14 protein-coding genes are annotated in these 21,584 nt (G+C 40.3%); 4 read left to right on the forward strand and 10 right to left on the reverse strand.

The annotated features are described in order from the left end of the window. Positions 1-97 precede the first annotated feature (97 nt). Positions 98-3,988: a tetratricopeptide repeat protein gene (locus tag JN11_RS03335; RefSeq protein WP_144909596.1), complete on the forward strand. Its 3,891-nt coding sequence runs from the start codon at positions 98-100 to the stop codon at positions 3,986-3,988. Between the two features lie 151 nt (positions 3,989-4,139). Here JN11_RS03335 and JN11_RS03340 read toward each other — a convergent pair whose 3' ends face one another. The 10 genes from JN11_RS03340 to JN11_RS03385 all read right to left on the reverse strand — a co-directional run bounded on the left by JN11_RS03340 (position 4,140) and on the right by JN11_RS03385 (position 18,206). After that, positions 4,140-5,375: a hypothetical protein gene (locus JN11_RS03340; protein WP_144909598.1), complete on the reverse strand. Its 1,236-nt coding sequence runs from the start codon at positions 5,373-5,375 to the stop codon at positions 4,140-4,142. 11 nt (positions 5,376-5,386) lie between these two features. After that, positions 5,387-5,767 carry a hypothetical protein gene (locus JN11_RS03345; RefSeq protein WP_170227676.1) on the reverse strand — a complete coding sequence of 127 codons (381 nt, stop codon included), beginning with the start codon at positions 5,765-5,767 and terminating at the stop codon, positions 5,387-5,389. An 823-nt stretch (positions 5,768-6,590) separates the two neighbouring features. Beyond that, positions 6,591-7,421 (reverse strand): PRTRC system ThiF family protein, encoded by an 831-nt coding sequence (locus JN11_RS03350; protein ID WP_144909602.1) that lies wholly within the window; start codon positions 7,419-7,421, stop codon positions 6,591-6,593. After that, positions 7,418-8,161 (reverse strand): PRTRC system protein B, encoded by a 744-nt coding sequence (locus tag JN11_RS03355; RefSeq protein WP_144909604.1) that lies wholly within the window; start codon positions 8,159-8,161, stop codon positions 7,418-7,420. The genes JN11_RS03350 and JN11_RS03355 overlap by 4 nt, the downstream gene beginning before the upstream one ends. After that, complete coding sequence (locus tag JN11_RS03360; RefSeq protein ID WP_144909606.1) at positions 8,154-8,579, reverse strand: hypothetical protein; 426 nt, start codon at positions 8,577-8,579, stop codon at positions 8,154-8,156. Before JN11_RS03360 ends, JN11_RS03355 begins: the two co-directional genes overlap by 8 nt. A 781-nt stretch (positions 8,580-9,360) precedes the next feature. Next, entirely contained in the window at positions 9,361-10,953 is a 1,593-nt protein-coding gene (locus JN11_RS03365; protein WP_246138931.1) for an alpha-L-fucosidase, read from the reverse strand. 122 nt (positions 10,954-11,075) lie between these two features. After that, a complete protein-coding gene (locus JN11_RS03370) occupies positions 11,076-12,608 on the reverse strand; it encodes a SusD/RagB family nutrient-binding outer membrane lipoprotein (RefSeq protein WP_144909610.1) in 1,533 nt (510 codons plus the stop codon). 18 nt (positions 12,609-12,626) lie between these two features. Beyond that, positions 12,627-16,070 carry a SusC/RagA family TonB-linked outer membrane protein gene (locus tag JN11_RS03375; RefSeq protein ID WP_246138932.1) on the reverse strand — a complete coding sequence of 1,148 codons (3,444 nt, stop codon included), beginning with the start codon at positions 16,068-16,070 and terminating at the stop codon, positions 12,627-12,629. 224 nt (positions 16,071-16,294) lie between these two features. Then, positions 16,295-17,464: a FecR family protein gene (locus JN11_RS03380; protein ID WP_144909612.1), complete on the reverse strand. Its 1,170-nt coding sequence runs from the start codon at positions 17,462-17,464 to the stop codon at positions 16,295-16,297. Between the two features lie 151 nt (positions 17,465-17,615). Then, positions 17,616-18,206: an RNA polymerase sigma factor gene (locus tag JN11_RS03385; protein WP_144909614.1), complete on the reverse strand. Its 591-nt coding sequence runs from the start codon at positions 18,204-18,206 to the stop codon at positions 17,616-17,618. Positions 18,207-19,633: 1,427 nt separating this feature from the next. Between JN11_RS03385 and JN11_RS03390 the strand changes: the two genes are divergently transcribed. The 3 genes from JN11_RS03390 to JN11_RS03395 all read left to right on the forward strand — a co-directional run. After that, a complete protein-coding gene (locus tag JN11_RS03390) occupies positions 19,634-20,506 on the forward strand; it encodes an AraC family transcriptional regulator (protein ID WP_144909616.1) in 873 nt (290 codons plus the stop codon). Between the two features lie 116 nt (positions 20,507-20,622). Next, the gene (locus JN11_RS24950) at positions 20,623-20,772 is read left to right on the forward strand and encodes a MoaF-related domain-containing protein (protein WP_394348822.1); all 150 of its coding nucleotides are present in this window, start codon (positions 20,623-20,625) and stop codon (positions 20,770-20,772) included. Positions 20,773-21,159: 387 nt separating this feature from the next. Then, positions 21,160-21,584, forward strand: a 425-nt coding sequence (locus JN11_RS03395; protein WP_144909618.1) for an immunoglobulin domain-containing protein, incomplete at its 3' end; no start/stop codon positions are given.

The raw sequence follows: 21,584 nt of genomic DNA on the forward strand, positions 1-21,584 counted from the left end.
TCCGGTATAATGAGAATAAAGTATCTGTCAGTAAACTGTTGATGGGTCGATATACGCTGAGACTAATATCATTCTTTCTAACATTTTAAAACTACCTATGAACAATACTTCTACAAAAATTTCCGCATTAAGCAATCAGATTAAGGCGCATTGCCATAGTAATCGTCACTTTCCGAATTATGTTGACCCGACAATTATGGGGGACGACCTGCGCTACAATCTTAGCCCGGTCCTGACCGACCTTTTAATTGCCTTGAAGTCACCATCCCTAACCCGACAGGCAATTGAAGTAATTATTTCGCAGCAAAATCAAGCCAATGGAACGAACTTTTCCTTTCAACTTTTTTTTGACAAAGGATGGATCCGGCAGATAAACGGCAGATACGCCATTCCATCTGCGGTGCGTACCCATATTTGGAAACTGGCGGATCCCGCAAAATTTAACCGCTATAATCATCCAATTGAGTTGGAAGATGAAACACGCTGCATGGTGCCCGTTGAAGCCGCGTTGAGTCAAAACGACAAAACTTCGATAGCAAGGACGGAACTTGAAGCCATTATCGGTCTGCACAACCTGTCGCTAACACCGGAAATCCTGTTGGAAAAAGGTATTGTTGCCTTAAATGTGGAGGGACGTTATTACCTGAACCGTCACCAGCATTACACTGGACAACTGAAAAACCGAATTGCCGCACTGGCGTGGCATCGTCTTGTTGTTGACCCTGAAAATATCGACGATTTCAGAATATATCTTAGTTTTTTGGCAATGCTTGAAAACACGCCTGACAAGTTGCCGGATTATTTGCCGTACGATACCATAAAAAAAATAAGGCAATTGGCCGAGCATCTGCTGATAACTGAAGCAGACCTATCGAACGATAGGATTGAAATACGAAACGATAGGCTGGATGCTGACAATTTCCGGCATGAAAAGATAACCGACCCGATAGCGGATATTGACTTTAACCTTACCGACAGCTTCTTATTCACTAAACAGTTGGAGCATTATAGGGATTATGACCATGATATGCTTTTTCACCATAACTCAAGGCGGGTTTATCATATGCTATTACATTTCCTGTTCCTGTTTGACCAAGATCAGAACCGGTTTCAGGGAACGCTGCGTTTTTTCAAAGAAAGCAAAAGCCCGTATATTAAAGCACAATTGCTGTGGCTTGCTGAGCACACGTATCCTGAGATATTACCTTATTTTATCGGCGACCTCGAGCTTGCTCCGATTGGGTTCGATACGATCAGAAAGCTAAAAATCGATGAAAAGTGGTTGCAACCAGAAGCGGGCTTTCAAGTAAACGCGCCGATCACTGACGAGATGGTCAACAAATTATGGGACAGCGCGTTGGATATATTTGTTGAAGCGGCGCTAAGCACAAGACGGTCAGAAGATTATGCAAGGCCCTTTGCTTTTATTTTAAGTGATTTGGCTCGACTGGTATTTTCTTTCAATACTCTCAGTTACGAGCGTAGCGTTACCCAGCATCAGCAAAATAAAGTACGCTACAACAGGGTGCTGAAACTGTTGCAGGAAAGCCGGGTATTGATGGCAAACCATTATCCAACGCCTCCAGTAAGACCTTTACTGGTGGCCTGCCTTCTTCCGGGCCTGGTAAAGGGTATAGCAGAATATCCCCAATACCCTTTCCGCAATGAGCTAATCGTGGTTCCAAGTGATCGGGCAGATCTTCTGATAGAGGTGCTCCGCCTGTCCCAGCTCGACTTCGGCGATGTCGCACGGTATGGCATTGATAAAGACAACCTCGAATTGGCGGAGCTGGAACTAACCCAGGCCATCTGGGATTTGCTTGCTGAGTATTTCACGGTCAATGAGGTGGATGTAGAACAAGTGCATGGAAATGTTGTAAAAAAGACTGTGAAGCGGGTTGCGCTTAACTTTGGAATTGAGAAACTCGATCTTGCATTTGTTTTCGCAAATTTTCAGAAAAATGATTTGCTTGATGATTTTATAGAGAAATTCAATGGCTGCCTTAACTTTAATAAACAAAGCGACAGCCGGAATGCGATAAATAAAGAACAAGCACAGAAAGTCGCTGTTTTCATGAAACTGGTTTTGGTCGGCTTTATCGGTTTGTCGCAGCGCAAAGAAGAACGCGAGTTTGTTGTGCTGCCCATCACTGAAACGCTGGAAAGGCTTGAACAACTCATTACGGCATTGGCAGTACACTATAATACTGACGATTTAAAAGAAGGCAGGGTAAATGTATTTTCTGAATTGCAGTATTTTTTCTCGCGTGATCTCTATAGCCAGGAACTGGATATTTTGCTTTATCAAGCATTAAATTATTTCGAACCAGAGCCGGCCCGTATACTGATCAGTCAATTTTTTGACGGCAGCCAAAACCTGCAAAAAATGCTGAGCGCCTATAACCGTATCAGCGATAAAAAGATCAAGGGGTTGCTCGCTGATGCTATAAAAGGCATTGCGCCCAAAGATTTTATCAAATCGGCATTTACCATGTTCGAACTAGAGTCGGCCCTTATAGAAATCGCAAATTCACGCAACCTTTTTAGCCTGGCCGGTCCTTTCGTCAAGGCAATCGAAGACCATCTTGAAAAGCGCAAAATAAAAACGTTGGATAAAATTATTTTCCTTTATCGCATCAAGCTGCTGCTTGCCCTGAAAAATAAACAAAGTGATGTAATAGCTACACTGGATGTCCCAAAATCGCAAGGCTACCCGGGACACCCTATTGCCGATGAACAGGCAAGAAAACAGTTTTATCTGGGTCTCGACCAATTTTATAATCTAGGAGACCTTGATGGTGCCATCCGCACATTTGAGCGTCTGAACAGCCAGAACCCACAGCATGTGGAATATGCGGTTTATTTGTACCAGGCCCGCACGTTTCGCGATCTGGCTACAGGTGACCGAGGTAATGCGCAATTGGAATGGGAGGCATTTACCGCAGCTCTCACAGATAAATCCGCTCTAACGCAATATTCTGGTATAGCACAGGCTATGGATCTGTTGTATTACATTTGGACAGACAAGCGCATTAAGTTTGATCAGACATTAAACATCCTTGCGCCGGCTTACCTTTACCAAGATGAGCTTATCTTGCCAGTGTACAATTACCTGATGGACCGCGGTCTTGTCGAGGCTGGATTTCATTATCTTGGAGAAGCTATCAACTATCTTCAGGACAATGGCACCATCCTGTCGGAGGATTTAAAAAGCGCGAAGTTAAACGCGATAAATGACGAACTAATCGGTAAGATAAGGCATGCTTTGGGAGAATTAAGGAATCTACCGCCGGAAGCCATTCCACGTGTAATTCCGCAGATTCTTAACGGCAAAAACCTACTAAATGAGTTCATTTTGGCTGAAATCGTTGAGAGTTTGAAGGTTATGCGCGAAAAAATAAAGGCGGTAGAATCGATTGTGCATGAGGATCATTTCAATGATGTATTTGTAGCGACGCTGCGCCGTAGGTTCCCGCTCCTGGGCTGGGAGATCACTGACCAGCCGCGAACAGGCGCATCAGAATCCGGTACAGACGCAGGTGAGGCAGACATTGTTGTACGCGCAGGCGGTACGGATATCGCCTTGCTTGAGGCACTGAAAATGAATGGTGGTAATTACCCTAATCTGTGCAAGCATATAAAAAAATGTATTGAATATATTCGTGACTTAGATTTTTACTATATCATCGTGTACTACCATGGAAACCGCTCCGGTTATAAATCATTTCAGGAAACATACCGTGATGATATTGCCAAAATAGATTTTCCTACTGAATGGGCATACCATGCCAAGCCCGGGTTTGAAGATATGACAAGAAAATTTGCAAGCGCGTCGAATTTATATGTTGCAAGCACCAAACACGGCGATAGCCAAAGGAAAATTTATCATGTGCTGCTTGATTTAAGCAAGGCTGCACCCGTAGCGCCGAAAACTGTAGCGGTTAAAAAAAGAAAGGGAAGTCAACGACTGTATAAGCATCCGTTTTAAATGCTATCCGGGATAAACTATCGCAGGTTTATGTGTTAAATGCAACGACCTGAAAAATAGCTTCTAGAGTTGTTCGTGTGCCGATCCAGTCATCGCTGGCCCTGATTTTGTTTTTTTGAATCGGTCCAGCTTTTGAAGAAACGCTAGGGATTTAGTTAAACAGCGCTTTTAAGAACATATTAAAATGTAAGGTATCCTGCATATAAGCCTCAAACGCATGATCCTGCTTGCCGAATTTGGCAGGCGTTTGAAAATGTATTGGTAATAATAGCTTTTCCGGATGAGGGTAGCCGTTTATCGACAGTGAACGCCTCGTTTGATCAAGCTCATCGGGATGTCGCGGAAAATGATAGTCACAACCCAGTGTCGTAGCGCCCATTACGGCAGCCAGAACATACTTTGAGGTGGCATAATCATTTGGGTTGTAACCTACCGACACGATGCTAATTTTGTTTTGCGATGGGATGACATTAGGCGAGCGATTATCAAAGTCGATAAAGGTATTATAGCCTGGAATAGCAGGCGCAAGCATTCCCAAGTGAACAGTTACATCGTTGGGTGTAGTTATTGTGCGTGATAAACTATCCAGTTCGTAATCTATCGTCGGATCACTGTACTTACGCCACTTGGAGGTACAGTTGAACAAAGCACCAGTGCCTACGCTTGCCCCAAGACTGTGGGTGACCACCACGAAATTCAGCCTGTCGCTTAGATGACGCATCAATTCCCTAACAGAAAGACCCACATAGCGTGTATTGTTCTGTGCATGTTTCCAAACGGATGGAAAACTTAAAGCATCATTTCCTGTCGAGAGGCCATCCCAAAAGATTTCAATATAGACTGGCCGGGCCTTTTTTTCATAACCCAACGCGCTTACGCGATTTTCAAAAAAAGCATATTCCGCGGTTGGATCCGTCTCGTTAAAACCGTGAATAAGAAACACGATTGTTTTTGCATGAGAATTGCTAATCAATCCGTGGAGCTGTCTATTGATTTTTTGAAGCAATTGCTCCTGAACGTGGTAATAATCCGCATTAAATTTACCAACAGAGTTGACCTTGTAAAAACGAAGCATTGCTTTTGTTGCTACCGGATGTAACTTAAAATAATGGTACAAATTTCCACTGGCAGTATCTGTTGCGCTATTATGCCCGTCCGGAAGCCAAAAGGCGTGCTGATCGATGGGCACTGCAATATCTGGATAAAAATAGCCGAATTTGTCAAGGTATACTCTGACAATCTTTTGATTAGGCGCGTTTTTTACCTGTACAAGCCTCCAGAAAACCTGTTGGTCTGGGCGCTGTGCAGAAACCGAAACTGCACTACTAAGCATTACGAGCACCATTAATGGGCAGTACAAATGCAAATTTTTTTTTAATTTTTTCATTGGAATATTTTTTATTGTGCTGCTGCCAGGAAAGCAGCGTTATGCTCGTGATACCATTTATTAATAAAAAAATAGGCTATCCACCCAACTTCTTCCGCCACATCGTCAACATGGTCGGTATGGCAAAAACCAACGTCGTGCATAAATTCGTGACATAGATGAACCCCGTAGGCATAAGAAAAGGGAATATCCTTTCCCATATCGCATTCTATATTGTCAAAATAGGAGGTCACAGAATCTGTTGCCGGGCATGTAGCGCCCAATCCATAACACGTATCGCTTCTGGGCTCGATTCCAACCTTTTGCAGGTCCATCACTAAAAAAACCGATGGGCGTCTATACAAACTGTCCAATACCACGGATGCGGGTATCCTTTCGCGACGATTACGCACCCCTTTAGAACAACTTTTGCAATGATTACTGTACTTGAAAGTCAGCTTGCGTAGAGAATCCTGAAATTCATTGGAATTTAAAAGGTAGGTAGCGATACGCAACGCCTTATCTGCCGTATCAATTACCACGGCAGGTACTTCTGTGTGCAATTTTTTCCTGTGAAGCTCTATGTGTCGTTGCTGGGAAAATGAATGTAACCCTGACGTGAGGAGAGTCAGGAATATTAACTTTTTCATCGATAAGGTTTTGATTAAGATGAAGATAGTGATTATATCTTGGATATTCTAATAAAGTAATGGATTAAATTCTAACGTGCAATTGATTGAACGATCGTGCCCTAGCTTATTGTTTGGCAGGGAATGATTACTGCGTGCTTTCACAAAGGCTGCACCCAATGACCGGCTGCACCGGCACCGGCCCAGTCGCTTATTTTTGGTGATTGAGCAAACACCCAAGTGTCGTTATTTATTTGCCAGAGGAGGTGTTGAACCTTTTAATGATACGATCTCGCTGAAGGAAACACAATGGATAATCCAGCTAAAGCGTGTTTTCCAGATAGGGAAGTAGTTCTTTATAAAAGGTATACAAAATATACTCTTATTCTTGTATTATAATGGACGAAATGTCGGTGAAACCATGTTTAGTCTATTATAAATCAAGCAGCCGCTGTTGCCCGGAGCAGTTTTTTCCGCAGGCACGGAGGAATGTGCTGCGGAGGGCGCTTTTTATCCCGCTTGCCTACACTTCAATGTAGTAAATTGAAATATACGCCTTCCCAGTATTGATTTTATTGTCGTCAAATCTTATAAGGGATGGGTTAAGCTATGAAGCAACAACCTTTAGTGGTTGCGTCCTGAACTCTTTCAGGTTCAAAAAGAAGCCCCTGTTAAACAGCATACCCTCACGAAAGAGTTGCCATAGGAGGGAAGCTCCGAGATTTGCCAAAGAGGAATTTATAAATAAGTCCTGCTTGGTTAAGGCTTCCGCCAAAGAACAACTTGGTGTATTATCGGTACTTTCTGATGCCATTAACAAGTCTTCAAACTCATCGGTTACCATTGGCAAAGTTTCTGCGGTGCAGTATTTTTTCATTTCAGGCTGAGCGACCTTTCCGACAGTTGATAAAATTACCTGTCCTGTAAAACGGCTGTTGCCAAAGTCCATATAATAAACAGGCCTGTTCCTGCTATTGCCGTTATTCCTGTGAACGGTTTTCAGCACCTGTGCTATCTCTATTCTCGCATTTACGGTATCTACGCAGGAGATGGTTAAACCCGCTTTCGCTAACTCAGCATCTTCCTGAAGTATAGTTTTATCATACATTGAGGTAACCGCTTTCCAGTTCGTCCCAAAAAAGAGGTTGACCCTGTTTATCAAGGCTACAGCCTTGTACTGTTTCAGTTCAGCACTGGCAAATAGCTGCCTGCCGAGGTTAGCCCGCTCCACTTTATCATTATCAAACAGCCTGACGAATAAGCCGGGGTGGTTTAGTGCAATCAGGGCGTGGTTCATTCTTGCCAAAGCCGTAAGCACCTGGTTACCTGTTCCACCTGCGCCTATGAGGTTAACGACAATAGGATTGTAGGGATTTAGCCATTCCTTATCCACGATATGGACGGCTGTCTTGGACTGTATTGATTTTACTTTTTTCATCGGATAAGTTGGTTAAGGGTTAGTCCATTTTTTACTAAAGCTTCTTCGGGGAATTTTTTATCGCTGGTGGTCTGCTGTTGCCATAGTTGCACAATATTGATGTTCGTTTTTCTTCCGCCACCGAGCGTATGGCTGAAATAACTGCCGAAAAAATACTGCTCCCATTGCATCATGAAATTTTCCAAGTGTGTAGTGCGGTCAATATTGATATTGACGTTGCCCATGCACACCCTGCCATCATCATAAATATTAAAGTAGGGGGCATGGTGCAGGACTGTTTTTGCGGTTGGCTTTGATTTGCCTTTGATGGCAAAAACGGAAAGGCCGTCACGGGTTGCTTTCCAAACCATTGCAGGGACTTGCGCCTTGCCACAGGCGATGCCCAAGCTTTTGACAAAGAACAAATCCCTTTCCTGCTGTGGTGAGTACCATATCGCATAGCCTGAATTATCGGGATTGACATATAAGAGGTTGTTGGGCAATAAGCCCTTTGATTTTAAAAAGCCGTTCTGCATTTCGGCACTACTTTGCAATAGTTCTGCTAATGCGATGCTTTCTTTCATGGACAGGGGATGGGCATTGATGGGATTACCCTGTTTGCTGATGTCGTAACTTTCAACATAGACTGCATTGGCTTCGTCTGTGTTGATGTTTGTGTCGTTCTCCCTATTGCAGTTATAAATTAATAGGGCTTTATAAGGCACATACAGGTCGTTAAAGTCATTGCTCACGTTAGTCATTGTCGTATGGATTTAAGATGGCACACAGCTTATCTATGAGGTCAAATAGCCGTCTTTCAAAATTCAGTTCATTAGTGATTTGGGTTTGTGGCGTATCAAAATACTGCACAGACATGGGCTCGTCCGTTATGCCACATTCCTGAAACTCATTGTTCACCATCTCGAACAGCATATCATAAAAGCAGTCGTTCCCGCTCCAATAAAAGCTGATATATTGTTCTGCCCGCACCCGTTCGGTTTCTTCGGGCTCAATCAGGTCGTCATGGATATTGTCGAATAAGGTTTGCGTAGGGTATTCTTTGAATAGAGCTAAGAAATCTGTAGCCATGCACTCCGTTTCCAAATCCCAAGTTTCGGTTTCTTTGTAGGCTTTAATATTTGTATCGGTAAGTAGTTGGAGTAACTTATTGATAATCAATAAGTTGTAAATTATATTAAGAAAGTAAAAATTTCATTTTATTTTTCTTAAGTATCATATATTCAATTAGTTATAAATAAGGCTGATTGGTATATTTACATATTTTATTACTGAAAGCATTTTATTTTGTTACTTATTTGTTACTCAAAGTACAGATTGTTTCTCGTTTTTTAATCCTGGTAAAATTATTGTAACTATCGGTAACTGTTTGATAATAAACAGTATAATAAGTGCGAAACATCACAAAAGTTAGGAGAAATAACAAGGGATGCCCAACTCATAATTTTTATATGTTAAATGCCCAATTCTGATTAGATTTTGAAAATTTAACATATATGAGTTCAAACTTCACAATTGAAAGAAAATGTGTGCATTGTAAAAAAACATTCTATGCCAAGACTACCGTCACACGATTTTGTGGCAAGTTGTGCAATAAGCGGTATAATGTACTGTCCAGTTTTAAGTTAACGGTATTTAAGGCTTTCCGTGCAACGGTAATTTGGATAGTTATACCACTTAATTGTTTGATACATTGTTTAAAGAAATTGGTATTTTTATCATTATTCCATTACCTAAGTATAGCGCGGTTCTCTTATTTAGCTTGAAAACTTGATTGTTTACCAACACATTGTCCGGCTGGTGTATTATTGAAATTATTGGTTTATTACGAACTGTTTGAGCCATACATGGCTGCAAAAACAGATTGCCAAATAATGCTATACGAATTAAGATGGAATATACCCTAAAGCTCCGTTTAAGCTTTGGATACATAGATAGTTGTTTAGTTGACAACTTTAGTACCCCCTTCAATAGCAATACTACGCTGTTTAGCTATGGCTTTATATTCAAAACCGGCTTTAAGGTTAGTAATGTTTATCTTGAAACGACCATCAGGGTTTACATTTTGCCAGGGGGTAAAGGTCCATTTATCAGCATACAACGTTTCAATTATTCCTTTGTAACTGCGATAAGCGAACCTTGCCTGCGTCACATCCTTGCCTTTAAAGTTATACAATTTACCGCTTAGCACAGCTCTGTTTCCTACCTGTATGGCATCGCCTGTTACTACAGTAACGGGTTCATCAATTGCAGGCAATACATTTTCAAGTTTAATAACCACTGCATTGGGCCAACGGTGGTCATCATAAATGCGCTGCGCTTTTACCACTGAAACTAGCAGCCCTGTTGTGGTTTGTTTATAATTACAGCTTACATCCATATTGGGTTTATATTCTATATTTTTACTGTTTTGCCCCAATACGCTGACTCTGGTATTTGTTCCGGCTTTTACCGAATAAAGTGTAAAGGCTTTACGGTCTCCTTCTTTCCAGTCGGCAGCTTCGGTAATGATGGCGTAAAGGTCAGCGCCTTTAGCGGTAAAATAAATATTATTTTCTTTATTAATCACCCATGATTTAACGCTATCCACACACTCGTGATTAATAAAATACCAGGCTGCTATTTCACGCAATCGCCCCTCTTGTTCTGCATCAAGCTCACCATTAGCTTTAGGGCCAACGTTCAATAGTAACGAGCCGCCTTTTGAGCGCGCTTCAATCAATAGATCAATCAATTGCGTGCCTGATTTATAGCGTTCGTTAGTAGGCTGGTACTGCCAGGCCGTGCCAATAGTTATAGGTGAAAGCCATGGCGGCGTAATTGATTTGCCCGGTAGCGTTTGTTCGGGTGTTTGTATGGCGCCGCGTGTAATCAAAATATTCGGCTGTAGCTGCCAGCAAGTTTGTTTCACCACTTCTTTCGGCTCTCCGTCAATAAAAAGTACATCAATTTTGCCATAGTTTTTCATCAATTCTTCACATTGCTTTCGGGTATAATCGTCATACTCTTTACGGGTTGCAGCATCTAAAATAACATTGGTGCGGCTTATGGGGATTTGATGTTTGTATAAAAAATTAAAATCTTCCGGAGAAAAATAAAACCCTACCTCAAGGCCTGCTGCCCTGGTCGCGTCAACAAACTCTTTAAGCAGATCTTTTTTATACGGCGTTTTTGTAATGTTATAGTCGGTAGTTTTGGTATCCCACATACAAAAGCCCGAATGGTGTTTTGTAGTGAATATAATGTATTTCATGCCGGCAAGCTTTGCTAACTGTGCAATTTCATAAGGATTGAATTTATTAGGGTTAAATGTTTTTGGTAGTTCATTAAAATAACGCTCCAAATAATCATTGGATGCACCTACCAGTGAATGGCTGATAACAATACCAAGCTGAGCATCAACCCCAAAATGGATAAATAAACCAGCGTCAGTATTTTTTAGCCAATCTTCCCTTTCAGGCTTATTCAAATTGTAATTGCTGTTGCCGGCATCTTTAACCACATCATTTTGAGCAAAGGCGGCATATGTTGACATTAAGATAAAAGCGATTAGGTGTAAATTCTTCATAAATATGGAATTCTGTATGCATAAAAAACAGGAAGAGATTTTATCCTCTCCCTGTAACTAACTCAACCCAACTAATTATAAAATTAGTATTACTGTTTATCCCACCATATACGGGTGGTTATTAAATCAGGACCCTGGCGGGCAACCGCTGCGTTGTAGGACACTGTATTTAAATTCTGTTCTGATACCGGGTATTGAAATCTCCTGAAAATTTGACCATTGGTAGCATTCCCCGGATAGTCATTTGGCACAAGAGCAGGGTAACCTGTACGCCTGTAACTACAATAAACCTCTTCTGCATCAGGAAATATACTTACCCAAAATTGCGTATATATCTGTTGTAGTTGCTGATCTGTAGTGCCTGCGGTATTTAATTGATTATTTGCTAAATAAGCATTTATAGCTGCCGTGCTGATAACGCCATCGCTTGCGCCCACGCTAATCAACGTCCATTGGCGCATAGCGGCAGATATACCGTTTTGATATAGTGTAGCAGCAGATGCGCCTGAGTACCAACCTCTCAAAGTGGCTTCGCTTAATAAATAATAAGATTCTGCTGGTGTGAAAACCAAAAAGGGCGAATTAAGCAATAAAAGCGTTTTGGGATTGGGCTCGCTCAGGCTTCCGAAATTTGCCGGCTTGGCGCTAAGCGTGGCAGGCATGCCTTGCTGTAAGGCGGTGGTTGTATCTGGTTTACCATTATTGTAAACGATTGAAAGGATCGGTAAACGCGGATCATTGGTCTGTTTCAGGTAATTGATCCAAACATTCTGGTATTTTCCGCCTTCCTGGTTTGTATTTCCGTTTTGTGCTATGTAATCATTGTTCCACAGATTTAAGGCTAAAGGATTTTTGTTTATATCCAAACCTGTTGCGATATAAGGTGCTTTGGCAATATCGGCATCCTGCGTAATTACGCCGCCATTTATAGCCTTTGTGACCCATGTCTGAGCGCTTGCGATATCTATTTTTGTAAGCCTCATACCCAGGCGAAGCATAAGTGAATAAGCAAATTTTTTCCACTGAACAGTATTACCACTGTAGAGCAAATCCGATGAACCGTAGGTGGTTTTTGAAGCATCAAGACTTTGAGCCGCGGCATCAAGCTCACTTAGCATATTGGCGTATATGTCTTTTTGTGCATCGTATGCCGGTGTAAAATTACTGCTCTCATACCCTTGTGCAGCTTGTGAGTAGGGAATATCGCCATACAGGTCGGTCAACCGGCTAAAACAATAAACTTTCCAGATACGGGCTTCTGCCAGCAAATTCACTTGCGCAGGGGTTCCCTGTACTGCATTTATTACCTCAATGAGTTCGTTGATCTGGTTGGGGTAGGCATTTGAAAAAGCGCTTGCAGTAGTTGTTACTTCGCTTTGTACATACTTGGAGCCAAAACCGGCAACATCATTAAAGCTGGTAGTATACTGCATGGTGCCCTCTAAAAGTACGGGCATATTTGCTATCCCGTCATATTCCGCCTTAGTAAACAGATATTGCGGAGTAGGCTTACTTACCGCGTTAGGATTAGTATTAAGTTCTGTAAAGTTTTTTTTGCAGGATGCCAGTGATAGGAAACCCATTAGTGCAAAAAATTTATATTTAAAAGAATACTTTTTCATTTTACTAATGTTTTTAGGTTAAAATTTAACAGAAAGATTTAAGCCAAATGACCTCGTTCTGGGTAATTGAACAGATTCAAAGCCTTGGTAATTACTATTGCTGTAACTTTCTTCAGGATCAAACCCGTCGGTCTTTTTGTAAAGGATAGCCAGGTTTCGTGCTACAAGAGACAGGTTAAGCGATTGAATTTTAAATAGTTTTAAATTATTAACGGGTATACTGTATGATAGCAATACCTGGCGTAACTTTACAAAGCTTCCATCATGTAAAAAAAGATCACCATAGTTCTTGTAGTTATCGTAATAGGCATGTAAGCCGGATACAGGAATCGTTTCTGTATAGGGTTTTCCTGTTTGATCTACACCTGTCACCGTTAGCCCATTTGCACGGCCAGGGAGTGTTGTTTTAAGTAAGCCCAGGCGGGTTTCATAAACTTCAGATATAGAAAAAACCTTGTTGCCGAATTTACCATCAAGCAATACATCCAACGAAAATCTTTTATATCTGAAAGTATTGGTTAAACCCATAGTTACGGGCGCCACTGTTTTGCCTACTGGGTGTAATGGCGCCTGTACCGGCAAGCCGCTTGAAGAGTTAAAAACCACGTTACCGTGTGCATCCTTCAACATGCTGGTCTCTACGAGTTCGAAAGCGGAATAACCTACAATGTTATTGATGTTGCCCCAATTACCCACCGTGCTTGCCAGGTTCATGGAAGTTATGCCGTTTGTTAAATAAAGTACTTTGTTATCATTGTAGGAAAAATTATAGCTCACATTCCAACCAAAATCGGGTCTTTTTATAGGTGAGCCGCCTATTAATGCTTCGATACCCCTGTTTCTTAACTTACCGGTGTTAAGGTAAACGCTGTTATAGCCGGAGGTTGACGATATTGTTGCATTAACGATATCATTTTTTGTAAGCCGGTTATAATAGGTGAGGTCAAAATTCAGCCTGTTACCAAACATTTGTCCTTCAATGCCGCCTTCTGACGTGGTAGAAGTGTAGGGTTTAAGGTTTTGATTGGTAATACCTGAAACACCGGATCCTCCGGTATTGCTGCTGACATTCTGCAAAGGTGGCCCAGAACTCGAAACGTTACTGTAAGTTAAATTAATTGCATAGGGATCAGGCGCGCCACCACCCACTTCTGAATAAGCGCCCTTTAATTTTAAAGAATTAAATACTGCAGGAAGTTTGAAAATATCTGATAGAATTAAGCTAGCGTTAACGCTTGGATAAAAAATACTGTTATTCTTAGGGCTTAAAGTCGAGAACCAATCATTTCTGCCCGTCACTCCTACATAAAACACGCTTTTGTAATTAAAATCTGCAGATCCGAAAGCAGAGTTCACATCCTGATGAAGGGTTGTTATGGTGGTAGTAGGTGCAGTTAAATTATTATAGCTGTAAAAATATGGTATGATAAAACCTGTACCGCTTAAATTCAAATCATTTTCGGCGGAATGTCTTTTGTTTACGCCTGTCAAAAAAGACATGCCAAAATCGCTCACCTGTTTCTTATACGATAGTGTAGCCAGTCCGTTTGTTTCTGTCAAATCAGATTTTAAGCCTACATACTGTCCGTTTAATTGGTATAAGGTACCTGTGGGTGTTATATCGGTCCAGTTGTAATCAAAGTGATCCTGGCTAATGGTTGCCTTCAGAATAAGATCCTTAGCAAACTCATAAGCAATAGAACCCTGGCCTATAAACCTGTTCTTTGTATCGTCCTCTTTAAATTTATTGATAACAAAATAACCGTTGGTGGCTACGCTGGCATCGTTCCATACGGTTTCATTGCCATTAGCGTCATAACCCGGTTTTAGCCATTGTACATTAGCCGTATTAGCTATCATATAGGGCGACCAGTTCGGGTTACCGGTAGCATCGCCTGCACTGGTACGATTGTGCCCGGTTTCCACGTTATACTGCGCCAGGGCTTCAAAAGTTAGTTTAGGACTTAGTTTGCCGCTTAGTGACAGGTTGCCCGTTTTCCGGTCATAGGTGGTTCCGGGTAAAATACCTTTGCTGTTCAAGTCAGCTACTGAAAAGCGATAGGTAACAGCTTCAGTACCGCCTGAAAGGGCTAACGTATTGGTATAAGTAGATCCATTTTGATAATAATTATCCAAGTTATTTTTTTGCGCCACATAAGGATGGGTGAGCCCATCCACACCCACATAATTAGTCGAACCATCTATTTTTGAACCCCACGACAATCTCCCGGTTGCCTGTGCCGCAGCTAATGTTGTAGGTTTAACACCGAGGTTTCCTTGCCCGTATTCATATTGAAAATCGGGTTTTACAGCGATAGTTTCCATCGTGGCTGTTGAATTAAATTCAACACCTACTCCTTTTTGCGCCTTACCTTTTTTAGTGGTGATCAAAATAACGCCATTTGCAGCTCTTGAACCATATAAGGCTGCTGCGGTACCGCCCTTTAGCACTGTAATTGTTTCAATATCATCGGGGTTAATGTCTGCTATGCCGTCGCCGCGGTCAATATTAAACCCTCCGCCATTCGATGATGCCGAGCCTCCTGGTACGGTATTATCAATTGGCATACCATTGATCACATACAGCGGTTGGTTGTTGCTCGTACCGGAAAGTGACCCATCTCCACGGATGATAACCCGGCTTGAGCCACCAGGGCCCGTTGAAGCTCCAATTGCATTTACACCGGCAACTTTACCGGTAAGTGCGGCGGCTACGTTATTTTCTCTCGCCTGGGTAAAATCAGAACCCTGAACCACTGTGGCTGCATAACCTATTGACCGTTGCTCTTTATTTATTCCTAAAGCGGTTACCACAACCGTATTAAGCGAACTGGCACTATTTACCAATTTTATAATAACTGGGCTGTTAAAATCAGTAACAGTAATTTCCTCCGTTTTATAACCTATAAAACTTGCTGTCAGTATAACAGGATTGCCTGTTAGCTTGGCTGGCAAATTCACTTTAAAACTTCCGTTAACATCACTGGTAACTCCTATATCGGTACCTTTTACCTTCACGGTAGCGCCAGGCAAAGGCGCTCCTTTTTCATCGGTTACTTTGCCATGGATATCTGCATCCACATGATTAACAGCAATCGTTGGTTTAGGCGTAATCACGATGGTTTTTCCGGATATTCCATAAGACAATGACTGGCCCGCCAGGCATTGTTCTAATACCTCATTAAGTGATGCGTCCTTCACGTTGATATCAACATTGTGAGTATTTTTTAAAAGTTTATTTTCGTAAAAAAAAGTATACCCGGCTTGTTCTTTTATTTCTTTAAAGATTTTTTCCAGTGAGGCATTTTTTTCTGTCAGGGTAATTTTCTGTGCGTAAACAGCAGCCTTTACCTGAAGGGAGCATATAATGACCAATATTATTGCTACTTTCATAACCAGGAAAATTTTACGGTACAGCGAAGTCGGTTCATGAGTGGTTATACCATGTAAATAAAATTTCATAATTTTATAGAGATTTTTGGTTGATAATTAAGAATTCTGTCAAGGAATCGTAAATGTTACCCCAAAATCCTCTGCAATGCAGAGCCAGCCGGTTGTGTTAGCGCACACCCGGTTTTTTTGGTGATGAACATTAAATTGTGGGGTTAAAGTGTATTTTTTTTCTTCATATTTTACTTTTAGTTAGTTAAATTATTGGGTTAGTTATCATTTAATATTGGCTATTTTTAATTAGGGGCCACTATTATTTTTTTATCATTTACTGTATAATGTATATTGCTTAATTCCAGTACTTTTAATACTTCAGAAAGCTCAGCATTTCTTGATATTTCGCCGGTAAATAACCTCGGCTGGAGAATTTCGCCTTTATACTCAATATCAACATCATACCACCTGGAAACCTGTCGCATAATGGCTTTTATATCTGCATCTTTGAAGCTGGTTAAGCCATTTTTCCATGCTATTGCCTCTTCTGTATCAGCATCTTTTATAGTTATTCCTGTTTGTTGTTTTTGTATTACAGACTGCTGCCCTGGGCTAAGGAATGCAATGTCAGTGCCTTTAGAGACCTTTACTTTTCCTTCCAGTAAAGTTGTTCTCAGTTCCGTTTCGTCCGTATAAGCATTGATGTCAAAGTGGGTGCCTAATACCTCAACTGTTTGCCCTTCTGCGGTTACCTTAAACGGCTTGCTTTTATTATGTGCAACTTCAAAATAGGCTTCACCAGTTATACGCACAGTCCTGTCGTGACCGTTAAAAACTACAGGATAAGTAATAGATGATGCTGCATTAAGCCAAACTCTTGTACCATCTGCTAAGGTCAGATCGTATTTACCACCACGCGGTGTGCTCACTGTGTTATAAACCATTACTGATGATGAAGTATCCATGGCGGCATAATTCAATTGCCCGTCAGTCAGTTTTATCACTTTTGCATTACCTTGGTGGCTTATTATTCCATTTTTTTGATCGTTCAAATTTACCTGTTGACCATTGCTTAAGGTAAGTATTGCTCTGTTTCCTCCGGGATGAGCACCTTGCTTAAAATTCTTAGCTAAATGGTTATCCTCTCTCGTTTTTCGATTCATTAAAAATAATGTTGCCGAAAACAAGAGGATAACGGCTGCGGCTATTTTCACCCAGTGCAATGATTTCTCTTTTATATGAACGATCTGCGTTCTTTCTGCATCGAATATTTTATCGAGTATAATGCTCTGTCGTTCCTTAGTCAATGTATTATTAACAGGCTCGTTATTTAATAAGGCTTCTAATATGCTTTTTACTTTTCTGGCGTTTTCCTCGTTGTTTATGCATTCAAATAGCTCATGCTTCTCCTCATCACTGCATGTCGAGTTTATATAACGCTCAAATAAATCTTTTAATCGGCTTTGTTGCATTTTGAGTTGGTCGGATCTACAATAAGACAATCCTTATGTTAAATTTATATTAAATCCTTTTTAATACATTGACAACCGGCAAAGCAAACAGGGGGAGATAAAAATGATTTTTTTTTAACTACTCAAAAAAAACCGGAGAATATGGGGTTTTTTAAAGGAAAATGCGGAAGAAAAAGTAAATAAAAAGCGGGGTAAGTCGCAGGAAATAAGCCCGTATGCTCTGTAAGGCCTGTTTCATGTGGCTGTGAACTGTTGAGGTTTTTATGTTTAAGCGATCAGCCACCTCATTATATTTCAGGCCCTCCTGATGGCAAAGTGTGTAAACAACCTTTTGTTGAGGTGTGAGCTTTTCAATAGCCTTATTTAAAGATTGACTGGCATCCTTGAAATAAATTTCATTTTCAGTATCATTTGATACTTCGGACATTTGTTTGCTTAATTCGGAATCGACCAACGCCTTATGGCTAAGCCGTTTTAGAATATTATAAGTGTGATTTCTGGTAATACGGTTGAGATATGCCCCTAAATTCTCAACAGCGGGAAGCTGAGTACGGCTCGTCCATATTTTTAGAAATATTTCCTGCACAATTTCTTCTGCGGTGGTTTCAGACCGGGTAAGCTTTAAGGCGAATGAATATATAAAGCCTGAATAATATTCAAAAATAATGGCAAATGCTTTCTGGTCGCCGGAGCTAACCCGCTCCAGTAGCATTCGCTCGTTTTCTAAATATCTATTTTTCAAAGTTTTATAAGAAAGTGAATAAACTTAATAAAAAATATTAATTTGTAAAAATATAGTTACAAGATTATATATTTAATTACATCAGTTTTAGCTCGTATACCGGGAAGAGTAACTTAAATAAGTATCTCTTAATCTCTTCTAATAGGTAGATGTTGAGCCATCAGGTACGGTTCATCGATTAATATTCCTTATTCATCGATAATTGGTAACGGATTTGTTGTAAACGGTGCACCTTCAATCAACAAAAGAATTGTCAAATGAAAAAGTTAATCAAACTATCAATCCTGCATATTCCCTTTTCTCCAAAAATGCCGACTGGTGTAACGCAAGCCGTTCGCGCATTGACTGATGAAGATTCATTATCCGCTAATAACTAAGTTTCCTCTGTTGCATTATCCAAAATTTTCCTGCTCATGGAATCTGCGTACTTGGTCGCCGGATACGTTTTTTGACATTTATTGCAAACGTAATGCTGCGAAACAGCGCGATAAGATGGTGTGCGTAATTCCAGCTCCCCCTGGTATTGGCGATCGTCGCAGACAGGATGAAGTTCATCTGTTTTCCATTTTTTTATTAAATCGTTGTATACTCATTTCCATTTCCAGATAAAAACGCGGAAGCTGTCTGCGGTATAATTTACAAACCGAGAAAGCGCGCTTTTTTGTTGCAATTGATAACTGAAATAAATCTTTTTGAAGAATGACCATATCAGCGGTATATCCATCGAAAGGCCTGAGCTGATGTACTAAAGGTGGTTATTTTAAAATTGGCCAAGTGGGGGCAATTAGGTGTGGTTTATCCAATCAATTACTTGTCAATCAAAATGTTATAATTGATTGCTTTAATTTCCGTGATCCCTATGATACAATTCCCGAACCAATTTATAGAAAGCCAGAGGAAAATAACAAACTTTATGATTGGGCGCTAAACACTTCGAATAACGTATTTGTAAAAATTTATTAGCATTTAGCATAATTTAAAATAAAACATCATATCTTTTAATAAACATCGTATGTTTGCATTGTCAATCAGATCAAATGGTTTAAAGGCAGAAAGACCCTCGATAGTTTGGAAGTTTACGGCGCTTTAAAAACTGGCGATATGCTTATCAGTAATGCTACAGATGAATTGAAGAACGGAACTGTTGTAAGCATTTCCCAAAGTTCGGGAGATAATAGGCTTGTCAAATAACTTCGTCAGCGTTTTAACAAGCTGTGCAGAATCAAAAAGGTTAGTTGATTTAGACTATCTTTTATAATTTAATTGATATGCAAAAAGGGAACGAAAATTTTTTCGCTCCCCTTTTGTGAACCCTATTGGATTTTTTTCGAACCATTTTATAGAGAATCTAAAGAGTACAGGGAATATAGGTTAGTAGTCCGAACTGAAGGAAGGTTAAAAGTGAATAATTGTAAAAAAAACTGTAAATGATAACAAATATAAAAAAATACAGCTTCAAGGAGGGACTTCCACAAGAATTTGAAATTGTGGAGCTTGCCGGATTTTACGAAGGATTTAAAAAGATAATAACCGCGGCACATCGGGCAAGCTTTTATCATATTATCTGGTTTCAAAAAGGGAATCCGACACATTCAGTTGACTTCATTCCTATAAATATTAAACCCAATACGATTCTTTTTTTAAACAAAGACACTATTCATCATTTTGATAGTAAAAACCCATTTGACGGGAGGGCAATTTTATTTACCGACAGTTTTTTTTGCAAGACAGACGCCGATCACAAGTTTTTGCGGGATACTATTTTGTTCAATAATTTATTTCCGGTTTCGCAAATTAAAGTCGGGCATCAGGAGAGTTTATTTGAAAGTGTATTTCAATTGATGACTAATGAACTGCTAAACGCAAAAGACAGTTCGCAAGATGAGATCCTGCAAAACCTTCTTCATAATTTGCTTTTAATTTCTGAGCGGGGGAGGAGAAAACAAAATATTACTGAGTTGAAAAAGGGCCTTGATCTTGATTATGTAATGTTGTTTAAAGATGCCTTAGACGCAAATTACAAAAGTAAAAAACAAGTAAGTTTTTATGCAGAAAAAATACTCATTACAGAAAAACGCCTTAACCAGGCTACAACAAAGCTTCTGTCCAAAACCCCCAAAGAGTTTATTGACGATAGAGTTATGCTGGAGGCTAAACGGCTTTTAGCGCATACCGCCGAAACCATAAAAGCGATTGGCTTTGATTTGGGTTTTGATGAGCCGACAAACTTTATTAAATATTTCAGGAAACATAGCCATTCGACCCCAGCTGAATTCCGAAAGAAAAACAATCAGGACTAAATGTATCATTTAAAGTAGGATTTTTACCTTTCCAACGTGTCCCATTGTTCCGATCTTTGTTTAGAAATATAAAAGCAAAAGAGGGTTGGAAATAAAATTGAGATTATTAAAAAAAAATCAAAGCCGATTTTGGTGGCTATGTTTTTGAATTAAATTTTGAAAGTGAAACACAGCCAAAGTGGACCGCTTTGGCTAATAGCGGCTTTGGTGATTTTGAAGCGGTACAAATTACAAGGACCGAGATCAGGCCGATAATGTTCAGTTAGGTGGAGATATTATACCTGTACGAGCGGGGGTAGATATTCCGGGATCATTGACCATCTCGTTCCTGAATATTAAAAGCATCATTCCGAGACACTTTAATCAGAGGCAGAATCAATTTGGTGATAAATCACACCCAAATACATGACCGGAGCACGGAATCACATGATCAAGCCTTTCGGAACTTCCTATCAGTAAAAAAACGGTCAAATCAACACTGGGAATAGGAGTCAATATAATTTACCTGCACCTTATTGACATATGTTTTATAACAGACTTATATGATATTTATTTAACATTTTGTAATATTATTGTAATATTATTGCAACAATATTGTGATATTGACGTATTATTGTCACGATATTGTAAAAAAACTAAATATTAAAATTTGTATGTTATTGAAAAACAACTATTTTATTTTCTTAAAATCCATTTTTGTAGCACTATTATTAATATTTGCAATTAACGGTGCAAAGGCTGCTTTTTCAATTAGCGTACCAGCTTGTGCAGTAGCGGGTAGTGACTTACCTGGTGGTACAACAGGTGGTGTTGGTAACGGCACTTATATTGGATTAACCAATTCAACAGTCGGCACACATACCATAACCTTAACGGTGTATCCCTCTGCCCCAACGGTTGCAAATGTTTCCTCTTGCGGGGGCGGGCCAGTAACCATAACGGCTTCCGGAGGATCTCCGTCTGGGGGCAATTATGTTTGGTACGCGGCATCAACCGGTGGAACTGCATTGCAGGATAGTACCTTAACTACGTATACCCCCATTGTGTACACTACAACAACCTTCTATGTAACTTATTC

It is taken from the genome of Mucilaginibacter frigoritolerans, assembly GCF_007830615.1.
GTDB lineage: Bacteria > Bacteroidota > Bacteroidia > Sphingobacteriales > Sphingobacteriaceae > Mucilaginibacter > Mucilaginibacter frigoritolerans.